The organism is Stutzerimonas azotifigens, from assembly GCF_013522725.1.
GTDB lineage: Bacteria > Pseudomonadota > Gammaproteobacteria > Pseudomonadales > Pseudomonadaceae > Stutzerimonas > Stutzerimonas azotifigens_A.
On sequence record NZ_JAAMRF010000004.1, the window covers coordinates 25,074 to 44,437 of the forward strand.

At 65.0% G+C, this 19,364-nt stretch carries 23 protein-coding genes; 19 read left to right on the forward strand and 4 right to left on the reverse strand.

Annotated elements, in window-relative coordinates; translation table 11 throughout:
• Positions 1 to 15 precede the first annotated feature (15 nt).
• Entirely contained in the window at positions 16 to 306 is a 291-nt protein-coding gene (locus tag G7026_RS08755) for a helix-turn-helix domain-containing protein (protein WP_003292631.1), read from the forward strand.
• 166 nt (positions 307 to 472) lie between these two features.
• Entirely contained in the window at positions 473 to 1,072 is a 600-nt protein-coding gene (locus G7026_RS08760; protein WP_015275564.1) for a DUF6088 family protein, read from the forward strand.
• A 27-nt stretch (positions 1,073 to 1,099) separates the two neighbouring features.
• Here G7026_RS08760 and G7026_RS08765 read toward each other — a convergent pair whose 3' ends face one another.
• Positions 1,100 to 1,564, reverse strand: a complete 465-nt coding sequence (locus G7026_RS08765; RefSeq protein ID WP_181070365.1) for a DEAD/DEAH box helicase — start codon at positions 1,562 to 1,564, stop codon at positions 1,100 to 1,102.
• 137 nt (positions 1,565 to 1,701) lie between these two features.
• Between G7026_RS08765 and G7026_RS08770 the strand changes: the two genes are divergently transcribed.
• The 4 genes from G7026_RS08770 to G7026_RS08785 all read left to right on the forward strand — a co-directional run bounded on the left by G7026_RS08770 (position 1,702) and on the right by G7026_RS08785 (position 4,158).
• Entirely contained in the window at positions 1,702 to 2,115 is a 414-nt protein-coding gene (locus G7026_RS08770) for a polyribonucleotide nucleotidyltransferase (RefSeq protein ID WP_181070366.1), read from the forward strand.
• A 40-nt stretch (positions 2,116 to 2,155) separates the two neighbouring features.
• Positions 2,156 to 3,061: a cation diffusion facilitator family transporter gene (locus G7026_RS08775; protein WP_181070367.1), complete on the forward strand. Its 906-nt coding sequence runs from the start codon at positions 2,156 to 2,158 to the stop codon at positions 3,059 to 3,061.
• Between the two features lie 293 nt (positions 3,062 to 3,354).
• Positions 3,355 to 3,834 (forward strand): Lrp/AsnC family transcriptional regulator, encoded by a 480-nt coding sequence (locus G7026_RS08780; protein ID WP_181070368.1) that lies wholly within the window; start codon positions 3,355 to 3,357, stop codon positions 3,832 to 3,834.
• 105 nt (positions 3,835 to 3,939) lie between these two features.
• On the forward strand, positions 3,940 to 4,158 hold the full coding sequence (locus G7026_RS08785; protein ID WP_181070369.1) for a DUF2788 domain-containing protein: 219 nt from the start codon (positions 3,940 to 3,942) through the stop codon (positions 4,156 to 4,158).
• Between the two features lie 18 nt (positions 4,159 to 4,176).
• On the opposite strand, the gene G7026_RS08790 is transcribed toward G7026_RS08785, so the two are convergent.
• Entirely contained in the window at positions 4,177 to 4,815 is a 639-nt protein-coding gene (locus tag G7026_RS08790; protein ID WP_219858373.1) for a pseudouridine synthase, read from the reverse strand.
• Positions 4,816 to 5,141: 326 nt separating this feature from the next.
• Here G7026_RS08790 and urtA point away from each other — a divergent pair, with 326 nt between their 5' ends.
• From urtA to G7026_RS08850, 12 genes are all read left to right on the forward strand, one after another.
• On the forward strand, positions 5,142 to 6,410 hold the full coding sequence (gene urtA / locus G7026_RS08795) for an urea ABC transporter substrate-binding protein (RefSeq protein ID WP_181070375.1): 1,269 nt from the start codon (positions 5,142 to 5,144) through the stop codon (positions 6,408 to 6,410).
• Between the two features lie 163 nt (positions 6,411 to 6,573).
• A complete protein-coding gene (gene urtB / locus G7026_RS08800) occupies positions 6,574 to 8,145 on the forward strand; it encodes an urea ABC transporter permease subunit UrtB (RefSeq protein ID WP_181070376.1) in 1,572 nt (523 codons plus the stop codon).
• 142 nt (positions 8,146 to 8,287) lie between these two features.
• Positions 8,288 to 9,367 (forward strand): urea ABC transporter permease subunit UrtC, encoded by a 1,080-nt coding sequence (urtC, locus tag G7026_RS08805; protein ID WP_181070378.1) that lies wholly within the window; start codon positions 8,288 to 8,290, stop codon positions 9,365 to 9,367.
• Positions 9,364 to 10,218, forward strand: coding sequence for an urea ABC transporter ATP-binding protein UrtD (urtD, locus tag G7026_RS08810; RefSeq protein ID WP_181070380.1), 855 nt, complete (start codon positions 9,364 to 9,366; stop codon positions 10,216 to 10,218). Before urtC ends, urtD begins: the two co-directional genes overlap by 4 nt.
• 109 nt (positions 10,219 to 10,327) lie before the next feature.
• The gene (gene urtE, locus G7026_RS08815) at positions 10,328 to 11,026 is read left to right on the forward strand and encodes an urea ABC transporter ATP-binding subunit UrtE (protein WP_181070382.1); all 699 of its coding nucleotides are present in this window, start codon (positions 10,328 to 10,330) and stop codon (positions 11,024 to 11,026) included.
• A gap of 45 nt (positions 11,027 to 11,071) precedes the next feature.
• Positions 11,072 to 11,923 (forward strand): urease accessory protein UreD, encoded by an 852-nt coding sequence (locus G7026_RS08820; protein ID WP_181070383.1) that lies wholly within the window; start codon positions 11,072 to 11,074, stop codon positions 11,921 to 11,923.
• Positions 11,924 to 12,027: 104 nt separating this feature from the next.
• Positions 12,028 to 12,330 carry an urease subunit gamma gene (locus G7026_RS08825; RefSeq protein ID WP_181070385.1) on the forward strand — a complete coding sequence of 101 codons (303 nt, stop codon included), beginning with the start codon at positions 12,028 to 12,030 and terminating at the stop codon, positions 12,328 to 12,330.
• A 35-nt stretch (positions 12,331 to 12,365) separates the two neighbouring features.
• Positions 12,366 to 12,866 (forward strand): GNAT family N-acetyltransferase, encoded by a 501-nt coding sequence (locus tag G7026_RS08830; protein WP_181070386.1) that lies wholly within the window; start codon positions 12,366 to 12,368, stop codon positions 12,864 to 12,866.
• Positions 12,866 to 13,408: a GNAT family N-acetyltransferase gene (locus G7026_RS08835; protein WP_181070388.1), complete on the forward strand. Its 543-nt coding sequence runs from the start codon at positions 12,866 to 12,868 to the stop codon at positions 13,406 to 13,408. Before G7026_RS08830 ends, G7026_RS08835 begins: the two co-directional genes overlap by 1 nt.
• Complete coding sequence (locus tag G7026_RS08840; RefSeq protein ID WP_181070390.1) at positions 13,405 to 13,710, forward strand: urease subunit beta; 306 nt, start codon at positions 13,405 to 13,407, stop codon at positions 13,708 to 13,710. Before G7026_RS08835 ends, G7026_RS08840 begins: the two co-directional genes overlap by 4 nt.
• A 104-nt stretch (positions 13,711 to 13,814) precedes the next feature.
• A complete protein-coding gene (gene ureC / locus G7026_RS08845; RefSeq protein ID WP_181070392.1) occupies positions 13,815 to 15,515 on the forward strand; it encodes an urease subunit alpha in 1,701 nt (566 codons plus the stop codon).
• A 103-nt stretch (positions 15,516 to 15,618) separates the two neighbouring features.
• Positions 15,619 to 16,809, forward strand: coding sequence for a GAF domain-containing sensor histidine kinase (locus tag G7026_RS08850; protein WP_181070393.1), 1,191 nt, complete (start codon positions 15,619 to 15,621; stop codon positions 16,807 to 16,809).
• A gap of 6 nt (positions 16,810 to 16,815) precedes the next feature.
• On the opposite strand, the gene G7026_RS08855 is transcribed toward G7026_RS08850, so the two are convergent.
• Complete coding sequence (locus G7026_RS08855) at positions 16,816 to 17,082, reverse strand: DksA/TraR family C4-type zinc finger protein (RefSeq protein WP_181070395.1); 267 nt, start codon at positions 17,080 to 17,082, stop codon at positions 16,816 to 16,818.
• A gap of 353 nt (positions 17,083 to 17,435) precedes the next feature.
• Here G7026_RS08855 and G7026_RS08860 point away from each other — a divergent pair, with 353 nt between their 5' ends.
• The gene (locus G7026_RS08860) at positions 17,436 to 18,155 is read left to right on the forward strand and encodes a TorF family putative porin (protein ID WP_181070397.1); all 720 of its coding nucleotides are present in this window, start codon (positions 17,436 to 17,438) and stop codon (positions 18,153 to 18,155) included.
• 24 nt (positions 18,156 to 18,179) lie between these two features.
• Here G7026_RS08860 and G7026_RS08865 read toward each other — a convergent pair whose 3' ends face one another.
• Positions 18,180 to 19,352, reverse strand: a complete 1,173-nt coding sequence (locus G7026_RS08865; protein ID WP_181070765.1) for an MFS transporter — start codon at positions 19,350 to 19,352, stop codon at positions 18,180 to 18,182.
• Positions 19,353 to 19,364 lie beyond the last annotated feature (12 nt).

The following is a 19,364-nucleotide window of genomic DNA, read 5'->3' on the forward strand; positions in this document are numbered from 1 at the left end:
TTGCGGAGCAGCAAAATGGAAGTCCGGGATTCGTTCGGGAAAGCGTTGAGGCTCGTGCGGCAGCGTAGGGGGCTGGCACAGGAAGATTTCTCGCTCGTTAGCAGTCGTACCTTCGTCAGCATGCTGGAGCGCGGGGCAACGAGCCCGACTCTCGAAAAGCTCGATAGCCTCTGCACGGTGCTCGACACTCACCCTGTCACCCTCTTGGCCCTGACCTACTTGCTTGGATCCGAAGCTCCTGAAAGTTTTGAGCAGCTCCTGGAGAAGGTTGGTGAGGAGTTGAGAGCTCTAGTCGAACCTGACTGATTACTCAGCGAGGCTGTGTGAGGGGCCGGTTCCGTGGCCGCACAGTGAGTGTTGATCTTGCTGTCCCTCTGTCCCCAGTGGCTGGCCTGGAGGTCCTGTTTTTGGCAGGGCTTATAGTTTTTGTGGGCGTCAGAAAATATGTGGATTCTGACTTTTTGGGGCTCATATGTCCGTCGCGCAAGCTATTTTAAATCGAGTCAAGCACATGCCAAAGGGGAGGCCATTTGCCGGCGCGGTGTTCGCGCAGGTCGGTTCCCGTGCGTCGATTAATAAAGCGCTTTCTAGGCTGGTGCAATCAGGCACGCTGGAGCGAGTCGCTCGCGGTGTCTACATGCGCCCCAAAATGAGCAAGTACACCGGCAGGGTGGTGCGCCCGAGTCCGCTGGCTGTCGTGGAGGTCATCACGAAGGCGAACGGCGAGACGATCCAGATACACGGCGCGGAGGCTGTTCGGAGGTTGGGCCTCAGCACACAGATGCAGGTGTTGCCGACCTTTTACACCAGCGGATCTACTCGCGAGATCAAGGTTGGCAATGCGGTGGTTCGCCTCCGCCACGTATCCAAGGACCGCTTGCAGCACGCCGGCACGACGGTAGGTGTGGCGCTTACTGCTCTCTACTACATCGGGAAAGAAGGGCTGTCCGCTAATGTGGTTTCCAAGATTGTTAGTGCGCTGAGCGGCGAAGAGCTGATGAAGCTCCGGGCCTGCAAGATGCCGGAGTGGATGCGGTCGGCATTGCGCTTTGCTGCCAAGGAGATTGAGTAGTGCGCAATAGCACCTACCCGACTCCACCTACTGGCAGCTACCAAAGCCTGAGGCGAGACGTGGCTGGCTTTTCTGACAAGACAATGCGACTTCCTGCGCATTTAGCAAAACGTGAAATTCGTCGAAGATGACCAGCCCGACCCCGTCCAGCGCCGGGTCGTCCTGAAGACGACGTGCAAGGATGCCCTCGGTGACCACCTCGATCCGGGTGTTCGGCCCCACCCGGCTCTCCAGGCGGATGCGGTAGCCGACCCGCTCCCCGACCTTTTCGCCGAGCTCGCTGGCCAGGCGTTCCGCGGCGGCGCGGGCGGCCAGGCGGCGCGGCTCCAGCATCAGGATCGTGCGGCCCGCCAACCAGGGTTCGTCGAGCAGCGCCAGCGGGACCCGGGTGGTCTTGCCCGCGCCGGGCGGGGCTTCGAGGACCGCCTCGTCACGGTCGCGCAAGGCCTGACGCAAAGCCGGTAGCGCTTGGTCGATGGGTAGCGATTTCATGGGAACTCCTGTGCAGCCGGCGATTATAGGGCCGTGATGAGCGGCGACACGCATGCGGCGAACAGCAGCGCTACCGCCGTGGTCTGAAGCAGGTACCATTCGCCGGTTTGTCCCGTTGCGCTTTCCAGGAGGTTCTCATGCGTATCCCAACCCGCGTCATTGGTGGCGTCGTTGCCGTGTCCCTGTTCACCCAGCTGTCCGCTTGCGGCACGCTGTTCTACCCGGATCGCCGTGGCCAGATCGACGGCCGCATCGACCCCACGGTCGCGGTGCTCAACGCCGTCGGCCTGCTGTTCTACGTCATCCCCGGTCTGATCGCCTTCGGCATCGACTTCGCCACCGGTGCGATCTACCTGCCCGACAACACTTACTCGATGGCACCGGAAAAACTGCAGGAAGCAATCGGCGCCGACGGCAAGGTCGACCAGGCACGTCTGAAGGCCATCATCGAAAGCGAAATCGGTCGCAGCCTGCCGCTGGACGATCCGCGTCTGCTCCAACAGAACGGCGTCGAACAACTGGCTGCCTACGGGCTGCGCACCGCCGCATGACCCCGCGGCACATGGCTACACTCCGCCTGGCAGGACCTCGATGAGCCTCGAAGCCGGCAAGGCGCGGCTGATGCGGCGAGCGACCCGCGCCGCGCTGGCCACTGCGCTGTTTCTTGCGGCCAGCAAGGCGGTCGCCTGGTGGTTGAGTGGTTCGGTGAGCCTGCTGGCGGGCCTGACGGACTCCCTGCTCGACGGCGCCGCCTCGCTGCTCAACCTGCTGGCGGTGCACTACTCCCTGCGCCCGGCCGATGAGGATCATCGCTATGGCCACGGCAAGGCCGAGGCGCTCGCCGGACTCGGTCAGTCGGCCTTCATCGGGCTCAGCGCCATTCTGGTGGGTATCCAGGCCGTGGATCGACTGTTGCACCCGCAACCGATCACGGCCCCAGCCGTCGGCATCGCGGTGATGCTCCTCTCCCTGGCGGCGACGGCCGCGCTGCTGGCCTACCAGCGGCATGTGGTTCGCTTGACCGGCTCGACCGCCATCCGCGCCGACGCGCTGCACTACCGCTCCGACCTTCTGCTCAACAGCAGCATCCTGCTGGCGCTGATACTTGCCGGCCTGGGTTGGGAACGACTCGACGCGGTGTTCGGCATCGCCATTGCGCTGTACATCTTCTGGAGCGCCATCCAGATCGTCCGCCAGGCCGGTTCGGTGCTGATGGACACCGAACTCCCTCCGCCGATCACCGAGCACATGTTCGAACTGGTCACCGCGGTGCCGGGCGTGCTGGGCTGCCATGACCTGCGCACCCGGATCTCGGGAACCCGCTGGTTCGTCCAGCTGCACCTGGTGCTGCCGGGCGACCTGCCGCTGACTCGCGCCCACGCCTTGTGCGACCAGGCCGAGGCAGCGATCCACGACCAGTACCCCAGCACCGAAGTCCTCGTGCATGCCGACCCGCAGGAAGTCGTCGCCCCCCGCCCCACGCCGAGCGGGCAATAAAAAAGGGAGACCCCAGGGTCTCCCTTTTGCAATGCGTAGGCGGCTTGTGGCAGCCCCTTCTGTTGCAGCGCCTCGTGAGCGGTGCCTGCCCCGGGCCGGCGTGCCGAATAGGCCCGACGGTGTAGCGCGCCTGATTCGGAGCGCCCGCTTCTGCCGGAAGCTGAAGTTGGGAAAAGCTTAACGCCGTGCGAGCGCAGGATGTTTGCGAAGATTGCTCAATTAACGGCCGCTTGCGCAATAACAGATAACACAAGCATCATCAAGCGCAATAACGCAACACAAAGGCATAACAAATGAGCAAACTGGACCGCTACGACCTGCGCATCCTCGCCGAACTGCAGCGCGATGCACGCATCTCCAACCAGGAGCTGGCCGAACGCATCGGCCTGTCGCCCTCTCCCTGCTCGCGGCGGGTCAAACAGCTCGAAGACGACGGCTACATCGCTCGGCAGGTGGCCCTGCTCGACCGCAAGAAACTTGGGCTGAGCCTGACGGCCTACGTGCTGATCGGCATGGATCGGCACACCCCGGAGCGCTTCGAGCACTTTCAGGAAATCATCCACAAATGCCCTGAAGTGCTGGAGTGCTGCCTAGTGACCGGGATGGACGCCGACTATCAGCTCAAGGTGGTGGTGCCTGACATGGACCACTACCAGCAATTCCTGCTGGGCACCCTGACCCGTATCGAGGGCGTGTCCAGCGTGCGTTCGAGCTTCGTCCTGCGCCAGGTGATCTCCAGCACCGAGCTGCCCCTCGAGCACCTGCGCGACTGAAGCGGGCGTATACTGCGCCGCGTTCGCGACAGGCCGTCGGCTCCGGGAAGCACCGGGCACGGGCCGCTGTCCTAGCTGTATATCGACTGTTTGACGGGAGTAGCGATGGATCCGGAAGTATTCGAGAAGTGGATGATGATCGTCCTGGTCGGCGGCCTGGTCGCCTTCATGGCTTTCATCATCTGGGACCTGGCGAAGAAATCCAAGGCAGGCCGACTGGGCACCGCCATCCTGTTCCTCGGCCTGGGTCTATGCCTGTTCGCCTTCCTGGCCAAGCCCATCATCGGCTACATCGTGGAAACCGTACGCGACATCCCGCACTGACCGGCTCGCCGCCTTCGCTCAGGCAAGGCGCGGCGACACCTCTCGCCACTGCCCTGGCTCCAGCCCTTCCAGGGCCCAGTCTCCGATCCGCACCCGGACGAGCCGCAGGGTCGGCAACCCTACCGCAGCGGTCATCCGCCGCACCTGACGGTTGCGCCCTTCACGGATGACCAGCTCCAGCCAGCAAGTGGGGACGCTCTTGCGATAGCGCACCGGCGGGTTGCGCGGCCAGAGGTCCGGTTCCTCCAGCCGTCGCGCCTGGGCTGGCAGCGTCGGGCCATCGTTCAGTTGCACGCCTTCGCTCAGCTGCCGAAGCTGCTCATCGCTCGCCTCGCCCTCGACCTGGACCCAGTAGGTCTTGGGCAACTTGTGCTTCGGGTCGGCGATACGCGCCTGCAGGCGACCATCGTTGGTCAGCAGCAGCAAGCCCTCGCTGTCGCGGTCCAGACGACCGGCCGGGTAGATCGCCGGGACGTCGATGAAATCCTTCAGGGTGGCGCGGCCCTCGCCATCGCTGAACTGCGTCAGCACATCGAACGGCTTGTTGAAGAGCAACAGGCGAGGCTCGGCCGGCGGCGCCTTGGCCACGCGCCGAACCGCGGCAGGCCGAGGGTCCTTGCCGACGGGGCGCGATGAAGGACGTGGCGGACGGGGCATGAAGGGTGGTCTGTCGAGGGAGGAAAGGCGGCCATGCTAGGCGGGGCGAGATGCCCTGGGCAAGTCTTGCCCGCCTACCTGTTCTCCGTGACGAGCGCGCCGGCGGACGTATGGCACCAAAAAAGTGCATCAGTAAAAAAGAACCGCCCGAACGACCCGATAACGCACCATCATGAAGCGCAACCGAGACTGGATAGCCGCATAAAACCCGCTTAAACCTTTATTAATCAACCTGTTAGCTTCATTGGCACGGATGCTGCCATTGCTCCTCTGTCCCGATGGACCCAACCCACAGTTGCGCACGGACAGCCAAGGAGCTACTCATAATGAAACGCCGTCCTTTTCTGAAGACCACCCTCGCCGCCAGCGCTCTGGTGCTCAGCGGCCTGTTCCCCTATAGCCTGCAGGCGGCCGAAACCATCAAGGTCGGCATCCTGCATTCGCTGTCCGGCACCATGGCCATCTCCGAAACGTCCCTGAAGGACATGGCGCTGATGACCATCGACGAAATCAACGCCAAGGGCGGCGTGCTCGGCAAGCAACTCGAGCCGGTCGTCGTCGACCCGGCCTCCAACTGGCCGCTGTTCGCCGAACGCGGTCGCCAGCTGCTGACCCAGGACAAGGTCGCGGTCACGTTCGGTTGCTGGACCAGCGTCTCGCGCAAATCGGTCCTGCCGGTCTACGAAGAACTCAACGGTCTGCTGTTCTACCCCGTGCAGTACGAGGGTGAAGAGCTCTCGCCGAACGTCTTCTACACCGGTGCCGCCCCGAACCAGCAGGCGATTCCGGCCGTCGAGTACCTGATGAGCGAAGACGGCGGCTCGGCTGAGCGCTTCTTCCTGCTCGGCACCGACTACGTCTACCCGCGCACCACCAACAAGATCCTGCGCGCCTTCCTGATCAGCAAGGGCGTCGCCGAGAAGGATATCGAAGAGGTCTACACCCCCTTCGGCCACAGCGACTATCAAACCATCGTCGCCAACATCAAGAAGTTCTCCGCTGGCGGCAAGACCGCCGTGGTCTCGACCATCAACGGCGACTCCAACGTGCCTTTCTACAAGGAACTGGCCAACCAGGGCCTGGAAGCGACCGAGGTGCCGGTCGTGGCGTTCTCCGTGGGCGAGGAAGAACTGCGCGGCATCGACACCAAGCCGCTGGTCGGCCACCTGGCGGCCTGGAACTACTTCCAGTCGGTGCAGAACCCGGTCAACACCGCATTCGTCGGCAAGTGGAAGGCTTACGCGAAGGCGAAGAACCTTCCGGGCGCCGATCGCGCCGTGACCAACGACCCGATGGAAGCCACCTACGTCGGCATCCACATGTGGGCGCAGGCCGTCGAGAAAGCCGGCACCACCGACGTGGACAAGGTGCGCGACGCCCTGGCTGGCCAGAGCTTCGAGGCGCCGAGCGGCTACACCCTGACCATGGACAAGACCAACCACCACCTGCACAAGCCGGTGATGATTGGCGAAGTCCAGGAAGACGGTCAGTTCTCGGTCGTTTGGGAAACCGAAAGCCCGGTCCGTGCCCAGCCGTGGAGTCCGTACATTCCGGGCAACGACAAGAAGCCGGATTACGCGGTGAAGTCGAACTAACCGCTGTTGTCGTGCGGTGGATGGGTGAAGCGCCATCCACCCCGCGATCCACTCGGCTTTCGTAGGGTGGATCGGGACGCGGAGTCGACGCCGTCTCTATCCACCTTCCCTCCGCCGCCACCTCCGCCAAGAGAGCACGCGGCGTCCCCTGGGGAATGCACACATGAACACTGCCCTGCACCGATTATTGCTACTGCTCCTGCTCGCCCTGCCTTGGACGGCGCAGGCCGGAGACGCAGCCGACTACGCCGCCGCCAACCCTGCCAAGCAGGCCAAGCTCCTGCAGGCCTGGTCGAGCGAGCCTGTTCCCGAACGCCTGCCGCTGATCGAAGCGCTGCGCGCCAACCGTGTCGTCATTGACGAGAACAAGGCGCCCTTCATCCGCGAAGGTGATGAGTACCGCGCGCTGGAAGGCGACGCCCAACCCGTCGGCACCCCCGCGCCCCTGCGCCTGAACAACCGCCTGCGCGGCCTGCTCAACACAGCGCTGGCGAGCCACCAGCTCTACTCCGACGATGCCATCGAGCGCCTGTCCGCAGCCCGCCGTCTGCAACGCAGCGCCAGCCCCGAGCAGCTTCCGCTGCTGGAAAAACGCCTGGCCATCGAAGCCGACGATGCAGTGCAGGAAGCCCTCACCCTGGCACTCGCCAACCTGCAACTGACTGCCGAAGACCCTGCCGTGCGCCTCGCCGCGGTGCGTCTGCTCGGCGAGACCGGCGCGCCTCAAGCCCGGGTGCGCCTTGAGAACCTGCTTGCTGACGAAGCGGAAACCGACGACGCCGTACGCAAGGCCGCCGAGACCAGCCTGGCCCAGGTCAAGCGCAAGCTGCTGATCGGCGAACTGCTCGGGCAGGCCTTCAGCGGCCTGTCGCTCGGCTCGATCCTGCTGCTCGCCGCCCTGGGTCTGGCGATCACCTTCGGCCTGCTCGGCGTGATCAACATGGCCCACGGCGAAATGCTGATGTTGGGCGCCTACTCCACCTACATGGTGCAGATCCTCTTCCAGAAATTCGCCCCCGGTGCGATCGCGCTCTATCCCCTGGCGGCGTTGCCGGTGGCCTTCTTCGTCACTGCCGCGATCGGCATGGCGCTGGAACGCACGGTGATCCGCCACCTCTACGGCCGCCCGCTGGAAACCCTGCTGGCCACTTGGGGCATCAGCCTGATCCTGATTCAACTGGTGCGCGTGATCTTCGGCGCGCAGAACGTCGAAGTGGCCAACCCCGGCTGGCTATCGGGCGGCCTGCAGGTGCTGCCCAACCTGGTACTGCCCTACAACCGCATGGTGATCATCGGCTTCGCGCTGTTCGTCGTGCTGCTGACCTGGCTGCTGCTGAACAAGACCCGCCTGGGCCTGAACGTGCGTGCGGTGACCCAGAACCGCAACATGGCGGCCTGCTGCGGCGTGCCCACCGGACGCATCGACATGATGGCCTTCGGCCTCGGCTCCGGCATCGCCGGGCTCGGTGGCGTAGCGCTGTCGCAAATCGGCAACGTCGGCCCCGACCTCGGCCAGGGCTACATCATCGACTCCTTCCTGGTGGTGGTGCTCGGCGGCGTCGGGCAGCTCGCCGGCAGCATCCTCGCGGCCTTCGGCCTCGGCATCGCCAACAAGATCCTCGAACCGCAGATCGGTGCAGTGCTGGGCAAGATCCTCATCCTCGCGCTGATCATCCTGTTCATCCAGAAGCGCCCGCAGGGTCTGTTCGCGCTCAAAGGGAGGGTGATCGATTGAATACCGTCATCCGATATCCCTCGGTATGCCATAGGGCGGGTGAAACCCGCCGAAGCGGAGGCGACGTCCAGCCTGTTCGGCGGGTTTCATCCGCCCTACGGATCGGCATTCCCGCCATCAACCCCAGGCAGGAGTACCGCCCATGAACCAGCCCCTGACCCTCACGGCCGCGCAGAAGGCCGGCCCGAAACTCACCGCCCTGGCCCTCGGACTGGTCCTTGCGGTACTCGTCGCCATGCCGTTGCTGCACCTGCTGCCGAGCGACCATCCGCTGCACGTGTCAGCCTACACCCTGACGTTGGTCGGCAAGATACTCTGCTACTGCATCGTCGCCCTGGCGCTCGATCTGGTGTGGGGCTATGCCGGCCTGCTGTCGCTGGGCCATGGCCTGTTCTTCGCCTTGGGCGGCTACGCCATGGGCATGTACCTGATGCGCCAGACCGCTGGCGACGGCCTGCCCGCGTTCATGAGCTTCCTGGCGTGGAACGAGCTGCCCTGGTACTGGTACGGCACCTCGAGCTTCGTCTGGGCGATGTGCCTGGTGGTACTGGCGCCGGGGCTCCTGGCGCTGGTGTTCGGCTTCTTCGCCTTCCGCTCGCGGATCAAGGGCGTCTATTTCTCGATCATGACCCAGGCGCTGACCTTTGCCGGGATGCTGCTGTTCTTCCGCAACGAGACCGGCTTCGGCGGCAACAACGGCTTCACCGACTTCCGCTCGATCCTCGGTTTCTCGCTGACCGCGCCGGGTACCCGCGCCGTGCTGTTCCTGGCCACCGTCGCCTTGCTGGCTGGCAGCCTGTTCCTCGGCTGGAAGCTGGCACGGAGCAAGTTCGGTCGGGTGCTGACCGCCGTGCGTGACGCCGAGAACCGGCTGATGTTCTGCGGCTACGACCCGCGCGGCTACAAGCTCTTCATCTGGGTGCTGTCGGCGGTGCTGTGCGGCCTGGCCGGTGCGCTCTACGTGCCGCAGGTGGGGATCATCAACCCCAGCGAAATGGCGCCGACCCAGTCGATCGAAGCGGCCGTGTGGGTCGCCCTGGGCGGACGCGGCACGCTGATCGGCCCGCTGCTCGGCGCCGGGCTGGTCAACGGCATGAAGAGTTGGTTCACCGTGGCGTTCCCCGAATACTGGCTGTTCGCCCTGGGCGCGCTGTTCATCCTGGTCACCCTGTACCTGCCACGCGGCGTGATCGGACTGATCCGCAAGAGAGGTGAGCAATGAGAGCCTCGGCAACCCCGGAACTGATGCTCGAACCGGTGCTGGACGGCCCCGAAGGCAAGGGTCGCGAAGCCATCGGGCTTGGCCATACGGCCGCCAAGGGCCTGGACGTGCGCCATGGCACCATCCTCAGCCTGGAAGACATCAACGTCAGCTTCGACGGCTTCAAGGCGCTAACGGACCTGACGCTGTACATCGGCGTCGGAGAGCTGCGCTGCATCATCGGCCCCAACGGGGCCGGCAAGACAACGCTGATGGACGTCATCACCGGCAAGACGCGGCCCAACAGCGGTACCGCCTTCTTTGGCGAAACCCTGGACCTGACCGGCATGAGCGAAGTGCAGATCGCTCAGGCCGGCATTGGCCGCAAATTCCAGAAGCCGACCGTGTTCGAGGCACTTTCGGTGTTCGAGAACCTGGAGCTGGCGCAGAACACCGACAAGTCGGTCTGGGCCAGCCTCCGGGCGCGCCTGAGCGGCGAGCAGCGCGACCGCATCGACGAGATTCTGGCCACCATCCGCCTGAGCGACTCGCGCCGCCGGCCGGCGGGGCTGCTGTCCCACGGGCAGAAGCAGTTCCTTGAGATCGGCATGCTGCTGGTGCAGGAGCCCCAGTTATTGCTGCTCGACGAGCCCGTGGCGGGCATGACGGATGCGGAGACCGAGTTCACCGCCGAGCTGTTCAAGTCGCTGGCACGCAAGCACTCGCTGATGGTCGTCGAGCACGACATGGGCTTCGTCGGCAGCATCGCCGACCACGTCACCGTGCTGCACCAGGGCCAGGTACTGGCCGAGGGCTCGCTGGACAAGGTCCAGGCCGACGAGCGCGTGATCGAGGTTTATCTGGGGCGCTAAGGCGCACAGGCGGTGGATGGCTGCAGCCATCCAGCCTACGCCGCCCGCTACGTAGGGTGGAAAACGGCGAAGCCTTTTCCACGCGTACAGAAGAAAGAAGGACATCCACATGCTGCAAGTCCAACAACTGCACCAGTATTACGGCGGCAGCCACATCCTCCGGGGCCTGTCATTCGAGGCCCGGATCGGCGAAGTGACCTGCCTGCTCGGCCGCAACGGCGTAGGCAAGACCACGCTGCTCAAGTGCCTGATGGGGCTGATCCCGTCGAAGGAAGGCCGGATCGACTGGGAAGGCAAAGCCATCACCGGCTACAAGACCCACCAGCGCGTCCATTCGGGCATCGCCTATGTGCCGCAGGGCCGCGAAATCTTCGGCCGCCTGACCGTCGAGGAGAACCTGCTGATGGGCCTGTCCCGCTTCAGCGCCCGCGAGGCCAAGGAAGTGCCGGCCTTCATCTACGAGCTGTTCCCGGTGCTGCTGGAGATGAAGCACCGCCGCGGCGGCGACCTGTCCGGCGGCCAGCAACAGCAGCTGGCGATCGGCCGCGCCCTGGCAACCCGGCCGCGGCTGCTGATCCTCGACGAGCCGACCGAAGGCATTCAGCCCTCGGTGATCAAGGAAATCGGCGTGGTGATCAAGAAGCTCGCCGCTCAGGGCGACATGGCGATCCTGCTGGTCGAGCAGTTCTACGACTTCGCCGCCGAGCTCGCCGACCAGTACCTGGTGATGAGCCGTGGCGAGATCGTCCAACGTGGCCGCGGCGAGACCATGGAGGCCGACGGTGTTCGTGGGCTGGTTGCCATCTGAGGCTCAAGGTAGGGTGAACGCCGCCAGACTCGACGATAAGAACCCATGAACGCTCCCATCGCCCCTGCCCTTTTCACCCCCAGCTGGCACGCCGAGCTGGAACTGGCCTACGCGCGCTTCGGCGATCACACGCGCCCGGTGCAGCGTCGCCATCTCGGCCCGCTGCGGGTGCAGAAGCACTTGCATGCCGAAGGCCCTGAGGTCTGCCAGCACATCATCGTCCATCCGCCGGGCGGCATCGCCGGCGGTGACCGGCTGGATATCTCGGCCACCGTGGGCACCGGCGCCTGGGCGCAGCTGACCAGCCCCGGCGCAGCCAAGTGGTACCGCGCCAGCGGTCCGGCCTTCCAGCAGGTCGATCTGCGCGTCGAGCCCGGCGCGACGCTCGAATGGCTGCCGCAGGAAAGCATTGTCTACAGCGCCGCTCAGGCTGAACTCGACACGCGTATCGAGCTGCATGGCGACGCTCGGCTGTTCTACTGGGACATCGTCGCCCTCGGTCGACCGGCCAGTGGCGAGCGCTTCGATCTGGGGCACTTCCAGAGCCGGCTCGACATCCGCCGCGATGGCGCGCTGCTCTGGCACGAACGCCAGCGCATCGAAGGCGGTGACCGCTTGCTCGACTCGCCGATCGGCCTGGCGGGGCAACCGGTCTTCGCTACGCTGCTGGTGACCGGCGAACTCGACGCCAGCTGCCTGCAGGCCTGCCGGGAGCTGGAGCGGCAGGCCGGCGGATCGCTTCGCGGCGACCTGACCCAGCTGCCCGGTCTGATCGTTGCACGCTGCCTGGCCAGCGAAGCGTTGCAGGCGCGCGCCTGGCTGATCGCGCTCTGGCGCCTGCTGCGCCCCGAACTGCTGGGACGCGAGGCGCTACCGCCGCGAATCTGGAGTACCTGACGCATAACCGTAAGTGAAAGACCGCGTAGCGCTTCCACCGATACGATGCAACGAATAGTCCGGTGGCAAGGTTCAGCCATTGCCACCCCGTTTTTGGAGTCCGTATGGATCTGTCACCCCGCGAAAAAGACAAACTGCTGATTTTCACCGCCGGCCTGGTCGCCGAGCGCCGCCTCGCCCGCGGCCTGAAGCTCAACTACCCCGAGGCGATGGCGTATATTTCCGCAGCCTTGCTCGAAGGCGCCCGGGACGGCCAGACCGTGGCCGACCTGATGCACTACGGCACCACCCTGCTGACCCGCGAGCAGGTCATGGAAGGCGTGCCGGAAATGATTCCCGAAATACAGGTCGAAGCGACGTTCCCCGACGGCACCAAGCTGGTCACCGTGCACCAGCCCATTGCCTGATCATTCCGTCCTGGCCACCTGAACGAGGCTTTGCCGTGCAGATACGCGACGCCACCGATGCCGATCTCCAAGGCATTCTGGAAATCTATAACGACGCCGTGCAGAACAGCACCGCAATCTGGAACGACCAGCCGGTCGACCTGGAAAATCGCCGCGCCTGGATGGCCGAACGCCACGCCCTGGGCTACCCGCTGCTGGTGGCTGCAAGCGAGAAAGGCCACGTCTGCGGCTATGCCACCTTCGGTCCCTGGCGCCCGCACGACGGCTTTCGCCATACCGTCGAGCACTCCGTCTACGTCCGCCAGGGCCAGCGCGGCGTCGGCGTCGGCCGCAACCTGATGAGCGAGCTGATCATCCGCGCCCGGGCACTGGGCAAACACGTCATGATCGGTGCGATCGAGAGCGAGAACCGCGCCTCGGTGCACATGCACCAGCAGCTCGGCTTCGTCCACGCCGGGCACATGCGCCAGGTGGGCTGCAAGTTCGGCCGCTGGCTCGACCTCACCTTCATGCAGCTGATGCTCGAGAAGCCGTGATGCCACAGGCCCACGCGCTGGACATCGCCAGGCTGGAGGCCGGGCAGTTCGAATCCCACAGGCCCGGCCTGATCGCCCTGCTGGTCGATGCCGTCGCCCACGGCGCCTCGGTGGGCTTTCTGGCCGATCTGAGCCTCGCCGAGGCCGACGCCTACTTCGATGCGGTCGCCGGGCAACTCGAGCAGGACACGCTCTGCCTGTGGATCGCCACGCAGGGCGACAGCGTGCTGGGCAGCGTCCAGCTGGCGCCCTGCACCAAGCGCAATGGCCTGAACCGCGCCGAAGTACAGAAGCTGCTGGTGCTCCAGAGCGCACGGCGCCAGGGCATCGCCCGCCGGTTGATGCAGACGCTGGAAGCCGAAGCGCTGCAACGTCGGCTCGGCCTGCTGTATTTGGACACCGAAGCCGGCAGCCCGGCCGAGGCGCTATATCAGTCGCTCAGCTATCAGCGTGCCGGCGAGATACCCGACTACGCCGCGCGGCCCGACGGGGTCTACCACCCCACCGCGCTCTACTTCAAAACCCTCAGGAGGCCCGCATGATTCCCGGTGAGTACCAGATCAAGGAAGGCGACATCGAACTCAACGTCGGGCGTCGCACGCTGCAGCTGACGGTTGCCAACAGCGGCGACCGGCCGATCCAGGTCGGCTCGCACTTCCACTTCTTCGAGACCAACGACGCGCTGACCTTCGACCGCGCCGCGAGCCGCGGCATGCGCCTGAACATCCCGGCCGGCACCGCGGTGCGTTTCGAGCCCGGGCAGAGCCGCGACGTCGAGCTGGTCGACCTGGCGGGCACTCGCACGGTGTACGGCTTCGCCGGCCGGGTGATGGGGAAGCTTTGACAAGGCGCGATTCGTAGGGTGGAAAACGCCGCAGGCTTTTCCACACAACCATGACCGGTGGACAAGCTTCGCGTTGTCCACCCTACGGACAGGACGAGACTCACATGAAGATTTCCCGCCAAGCCTACGCCGACATGTTCGGCCCCACCGTCGGCGACAGGGTACGCCTGGCCGACACCGAACTCTGGGTCGAGGTCGAGCAAGACTTCACCACCTACGGCGATGAAGTGAAGTTCGGCGGCGGCAAGGTGATCCGCGACGGCATGGGCCAGAGCCAGCTGTGCGCCGCCGATGTGGTCGACACCGTGATCACCAATGCGCTGATCATCGACCACTGGGGCATCGTCAAGGCCGACGTGGGCCTCAAGGACGGGCGTATCGCCGCCATCGGCAAGGCCGGCAACCCGGACATCCAGCCGGACGTGACCATCGCCATCGGGGGCGCCACCGAGGTGATCGCTGGCGAGGGGATGATCCTCACCGCCGGCGGCATCGACTCGCACATCCACTTCATCTGCCCGCAGCAGATCGAAGAAGCCCTCATGAGCGGCACCACCACCATGATCGGCGGCGGCACGGGGCCTGCGACCGGCACCTACGCCACCACCGTGACGCCCGGCCCCTGGCACATGGCGCGGATGCTCCAGGCAGCCGAGGCCTTTCCGATGAACATCGGCTTCACCGGCAAGGGCAACGTCTCGCTGCCCGAGCCGCTGATCGAGCAGGTCAAGGCCGGCGCCATTGGTCTGAAGCTACATGAAGACTGGGGCACGACGCCGGCGGCGATCGACAACTGCCTGGACGTAGCCGACCAGTACGACATCCAGGTCGCGATCCATACCGACACGCTCAACGAGTCGGGCTTCGTCGAGACCACCCTCGGCGCGTTCAAGGGCCGCACCATCCACACCTACCACACCGAAGGCGCCGGCGGCGGCCACGCGCCGGACATCATCAAGGCCTGCGGTTTCCCGAACGTGCTGCCCAGCTCCACCAACCCGACCCGGCCATTCACCCGCAATACCATCGATGAGCACCTGGACATGTTGATGGTCTGCCATCATCTGGATCCGAGCATCGCCGAGGATGTCGCCTTCGCCGAGAGCCGCATCCGCCGCGAAACCATCGCTGCCGAGGACATCCTGCACGACCTGGGCGCCTTCTCGATGATCAGCTCCGACAGCCAGGCCATGGGCCGCGTCGGCGAGGTGATCACCCGCACCTGGCAGACCGCCGACAAGATGAAGAAGCAGCGCGGCGCCCTCCCCGGCGACGGCCCGGGCAACGACAATTTTCGCGTCAAGCGCTACATCGCCAAGTACACCATCAACCCGGCGATCACCCACGGCATCAGCCACGAGGTCGGTTCCATCGAAGTCGGCAAGTGGGCGGACCTGATCCTCTGGCGCCCGGCGTTCTTCGGCGTCAAACCGACGCTGATTCTCAAGGGTGGCGTCATTGCCGCAAGCCTGATGGGCGACGCCAACGCCTCGATCCCGACGCCGCAACCGGTGCATTACCGGCCGATGTTCGGTAGCTACGGTGGCAGCCTGCATGCGTCGAGCTTCACCTTCATCAGCCAGGCCGCGGCCGAGGCGGGTGTACCGGAGCAGTTGGGGCTGAAGAAGAAGATCGGCGTGGTCAAGGGCTGCCGCACGGTGCAGAAGAAAGACCTGATCCACAACGACTACACGCCGAACATCGACGTGGACCCGCAGAACTATCAGGTCAAGGCCGACGGCCAGCTGCTCTGGTGCGAGCCGGCCGAGGTATTGCCGATGGCGCAGCGCTACTTCCTGTTCTGACCCAGCGGGCCCGGATCACCCCGGGCCCGCAATTGGTGAAGGGCGGTCGCGGCTGATAAGCTGGCCGACCCGTTCACATTTCGAAGCAGCAAGTGGTCATCGCATGAAGCGCACCAAAGCCAGCGACCTCGCCGCCGTTGCCCGAATCAGTGCGGTACCGTCCATCCTGCAGGTGGTCGCCGAGACCACGGGCTTGCGCTTTGCCGCGGTGGCTCGCGTCACCCAAGACAGCTGGACGGCCTGCGCCGTGCTCGACCAGATCAACTTCGGGCTGGCCGTCGGCGGAGATCTGGAAGTCGCCACCACCCTCTGCCATGAAATCCAGAGCTCCCACCGCCCCATCGTGATCAGCAAGGTCAGCGAGGACTGCACCTACGCCAATCACCACACCCCGCGCCTTTACGGCTTCGAAAGCTACATTTCGGCGCCGGTGTTTCGCTCCGATGGCAGCTTCTTCGGTACCCTCTGCGCGCTCGACCCGGAGCCGAGGGACCTGTCCGATCCCAAGATCCTCGCGATGATGGAGTCCTTCTGCCGCCTGCTGGCGATCCAGCTGGAGGCCGAAGAGCGTTTCGTCTCCACCGAAGCCGCGCTGCTGGACGCGCAGGAAACCGCCGAAGTACGCGAGCAGTTCATCGCGTTGCTCGGCCACGACCTGCGCAATCCGCTGTTCTCCATCACCGCAGGCGCCCAGTTGCTGTTGCGCCGGGCCACCGAGCCGCGGGTCGAAGGCATCGCCTCGAACATCCTGATGTCGGGCCACCGTGCGCTGCGTCTGGTCGAGGATGTGCTGGATCTTGCCCGGGGCCGGCTGGGCAACGGCATTCCGTTGAACCTTTCCCGGATCGAGAATCTGGAGCACACGCTGCTTCATGTAGTGAGCGAAGTGCAAAGCGCCAACGCAGATCGCCGGTTCACGACCGACATCCAGGTGCCGATTGCGGTACGCTGCGACCCGGACCGAATCGCCCAGTTGCTCTCCAACCTGCTGGCCAATGCCGCCAGCCATGGCGATGTACAGGCGCCGATCGAAGTGCGCGTCGGGATAAAGGAAGAGCGGCTGCTGATCGCAGTGGCCAACCAGGGCGAGCCGATCGCGCCCGAGAAACTGTCCCTGTTGTTCCAGCCCTATTGGCGCCCTTCGGACGACGGCTCCAAGCGCGGGCTCGGCCTGGGCCTGTTCATCGTCGGCGAGATTGCGCGTTCGCACGGCGCCGAGATCCGGGTCAGTTCGAGCGCCGAACACGGCACGACCTTTACCTTTGACATGCCCCTCGAAGCGCTCGAGGCCTGATCCGCCTCAGCGCAGCTGGCTGTCCTTGCTACCGCGTCGGTTGTAGCCCGAATACTTGGCCTGCTCCTTGTCTTGCTCGCTCTGGCAGCGTACGCATAGGCGCACGCCCTTGACCGCCTGCCGGCGCGCTTCGGGAATGGCGGCGCCGCATTCCTCGCAGTGCTTCAGGCTCTCGCCCTGTCCCAGCCGACTGCGGGCACGCTGGACCGCATCCTCGATGGTGCTGTCGATCTGGTCCTGGACCGCACCGTCATTCGTCCATCCTCCAGCCATGGCTCACCTCCGCTGATCGCACGGCCGCGCCGGGCGGCCCTAACAGATTGGAGGCGCCGGACGGCGGATCGTTGCAATGACCATCGCCCGTCGCAAACCTGGGCTGGCACGACCGTTCGGCGGGCCGGGCCGCAGCGCAGACGAAGTTTCGACGAACGGCAAAAAACCGCGGAACTAAACCCACTATCCTCCGAATCGCTCGATCCAGACGGCTCGCCCGTCAGGACGAAGCCCACGGCGAAACCGCCGATCCATACGCCGACAGAGCGTGACGCACCACCTTTTCCATCTGCCGATAGCGAGGCAATTCGATTGGCGTGAGGACACCCCCTCAGCCGCACATGGAGTGACCGATGAACCACAGGATCATCCTGATACTTTCCCTGCTGGCGGCGGGGAGCGTCCAGGCCCAGGTGATGGAACGCGAACTGGGCGACTTCGACCTCAAGCTCGGCACCGCACCAACCCGCAGCATGGCCCAGGGCCTGGTCACACCGACCACCGCGGGCGCCTTTCATGGCGGGATGGACATGACCCATTCCAGCGGCTGGTACGTGGGACAGTGGTCGCCCAGCGCTGGCCTATTCGACGGCAGCCAGCTGCAAGTGAACTCCTACCTCGGCTACCAGCAACACCCGAACTCCGCGAAGCTCGGCTACGAGCTCGGCATGATCCGCTACAGTTTCCCGGAACTGGAGGCCGCGGACCGCAGCCAGCTCTATGCGGGTCTGACCCTTGCCGGCAGCCGGGTGGGCGCCGCGATGAGCAACGCCCCCGGACGCACCGACAGCACCCTGTTCGTCGACCTGGGCTCGGTCAGCCCGCTGGGGGTCAACATGCGCGTCAAGTACTCCAACTACGAGCTGGACAGCCCGGTATGGGTGCCTGGCAACGGGCGGGTACGGGCCTTCAACGACTGGTCGGTGAACCTGTCACGCCCTTGGTTAGGCATCGACCTGAACCTGTCCTACACCGCGTCGGATCTGAACGGCGCGGACTGTGCGGCCTATTCAGGGCAGAATGGTCAGTGCGATGCGCTCTTTAAGTTCAAGGCCGAGCGCGCGCTGTTCTAGCGCGTAGCCGCGGCCCCGAAGCACTCACCGGGACGCTGACGAAGACTGGCGAAAACGCCAGGCGCAGTGCAGCACGGCGAGCAGGAAGGCCGCGGCGGCGAAGCCGTAGAGCAGGCCCAGATTGCCGTCTTGATACAGCCAGGACCCCAGCACCGGCCCGGTCGCCATGCCAAGGAAGCGGAAGAAGTTGTAGCTGCCCACGGCCGTCGCGCGGTCGTCGTGGTACAGGTCCATCAACAGGCTGGTCTGCACCGGCAGCGAGAGCCCGAGGAACAAGCCGAATACCGCGACCGCCACCACCAACGCCGCCAGGGACACCTGCGCCACCACCAGAAACATCAGCAGGCTGAGCGCGTTCACCGCGGCGGTGGTCACCAGCATCGGCCGCAACCGCCAGTGCGCCAGCAACCGCCCGCCGGCAAAGCTGCCCGCCACGACCGCTACCGAGAGCGGCAGAAACACCAATCCTTTCTCGCTCGCGCTCAGCCCGTAACTGGCATCGAGCACCCGTGGCATGAATACCAGGTAGTTGTAGAAGGCGTAGTACTGGACGAAACCCAGCAGCATGACCGCCAGCCCTTGGCGATTGCCCAGGACCTGAAGATAGACACGCGGATGGAACGGCTTGGGGTTTGCTCCCGATGGCCCCGTCTCGCGTAACCACAGCGCATTGGCCGTGAGCGCCAGGCAGCCGACCAGCGTCAGCAACAGGAAGACGTAATGGAAGTCGAGGTGCTCGCCGACGAAGCCGCCCACCACCGGCCCTGCCACCGGGCCGAGCGCGACCATCATCTGGAAGGTGCCCATGGCCCTGCCCCGCGAAGTTCCCTCGAAGAGGTCGCCGATCACGGTCACCGCCACCACCGCGCTGGCCGCGATGCCCACCGCCTGCAGCGCGCGAAACACCAGCAACGTCTCGATGCTCTGGGCCAGGAAGCAGCCGAGTGATGCCACCACGTATATCCCCAGCCCCGCCAGCAACGTGCGCTTGCGCCCGGCACGATCGACCAGCGGCCCGTAGACGATCTGCATGAATGCCAGCGTCAGGGTGAAGATCGAGATGCTGAGGTTGATCAGAAACGGTGTGGTGTCCAGCGCCGCGCCCAGTTCGGGCAGGATCGGCGCATAGACGGTCTGGGTGAAGGGCCCGAGAAAGGCGGCGAACGCCACCATGTAGGTCAACAGGCGTGGACTCAACCCCTTCATGCG

Coding starts and splice junctions, on each gene's coding strand:
- urtA (WP_181070375.1), top strand. CDS start 5,142: ATGAAACGCCGTCCTTTTCTGAAGACCACCCTCGCCGCCAGCGCTCTG.
- urtC (WP_181070378.1), top strand. CDS start 8,288: ATGAACCAGCCCCTGACCCTCACGGCCGCGCAGAAGGCCGGCCCGAAA.
- G7026_RS08780 (WP_181070368.1), top strand. CDS start 3,355: ATGAGCAAACTGGACCGCTACGACCTGCGCATCCTCGCCGAACTGCAG.
- urtD (WP_181070380.1), top strand. CDS start 9,364: ATGAGAGCCTCGGCAACCCCGGAACTGATGCTCGAACCGGTGCTGGAC.
- G7026_RS08785 (WP_181070369.1), top strand. CDS start 3,940: ATGGATCCGGAAGTATTCGAGAAGTGGATGATGATCGTCCTGGTCGGC.
- G7026_RS08770 (WP_181070366.1), top strand. CDS start 1,702: ATGCGTATCCCAACCCGCGTCATTGGTGGCGTCGTTGCCGTGTCCCTG.
- G7026_RS08855 (WP_181070395.1), bottom strand. CDS start 17,082: ATGGCTGGAGGATGGACGAATGACGGTGCGGTCCAGGACCAGATCGAC.
- G7026_RS08790 (WP_219858373.1), bottom strand. CDS start 4,815: ATGCCCCGTCCGCCACGTCCTTCATCGCGCCCCGTCGGCAAGGACCCT.
- ureC (WP_181070392.1), top strand. CDS start 13,815: ATGAAGATTTCCCGCCAAGCCTACGCCGACATGTTCGGCCCCACCGTC.
- G7026_RS08775 (WP_181070367.1), top strand. CDS start 2,156: ATGAGCCTCGAAGCCGGCAAGGCGCGGCTGATGCGGCGAGCGACCCGC.
- G7026_RS08835 (WP_181070388.1), top strand. CDS start 12,866: ATGCCACAGGCCCACGCGCTGGACATCGCCAGGCTGGAGGCCGGGCAG.
- G7026_RS08825 (WP_181070385.1), top strand. CDS start 12,028: ATGGATCTGTCACCCCGCGAAAAAGACAAACTGCTGATTTTCACCGCC.
- G7026_RS08760 (WP_015275564.1), top strand. CDS start 473: ATGTCCGTCGCGCAAGCTATTTTAAATCGAGTCAAGCACATGCCAAAG.
- G7026_RS08860 (WP_181070397.1), top strand. CDS start 17,436: ATGAACCACAGGATCATCCTGATACTTTCCCTGCTGGCGGCGGGGAGC.
- G7026_RS08820 (WP_181070383.1), top strand. CDS start 11,072: ATGAACGCTCCCATCGCCCCTGCCCTTTTCACCCCCAGCTGGCACGCC.
- G7026_RS08850 (WP_181070393.1), top strand. CDS start 15,619: ATGAAGCGCACCAAAGCCAGCGACCTCGCCGCCGTTGCCCGAATCAGT.
- G7026_RS08755 (WP_003292631.1), top strand. CDS start 16: ATGGAAGTCCGGGATTCGTTCGGGAAAGCGTTGAGGCTCGTGCGGCAG.
- urtE (WP_181070382.1), top strand. CDS start 10,328: ATGCTGCAAGTCCAACAACTGCACCAGTATTACGGCGGCAGCCACATC.
- G7026_RS08840 (WP_181070390.1), top strand. CDS start 13,405: ATGATTCCCGGTGAGTACCAGATCAAGGAAGGCGACATCGAACTCAAC.
- G7026_RS08765 (WP_181070365.1), bottom strand. CDS start 1,564: ATGAAATCGCTACCCATCGACCAAGCGCTACCGGCTTTGCGTCAGGCC.
- urtB (WP_181070376.1), top strand. CDS start 6,574: ATGAACACTGCCCTGCACCGATTATTGCTACTGCTCCTGCTCGCCCTG.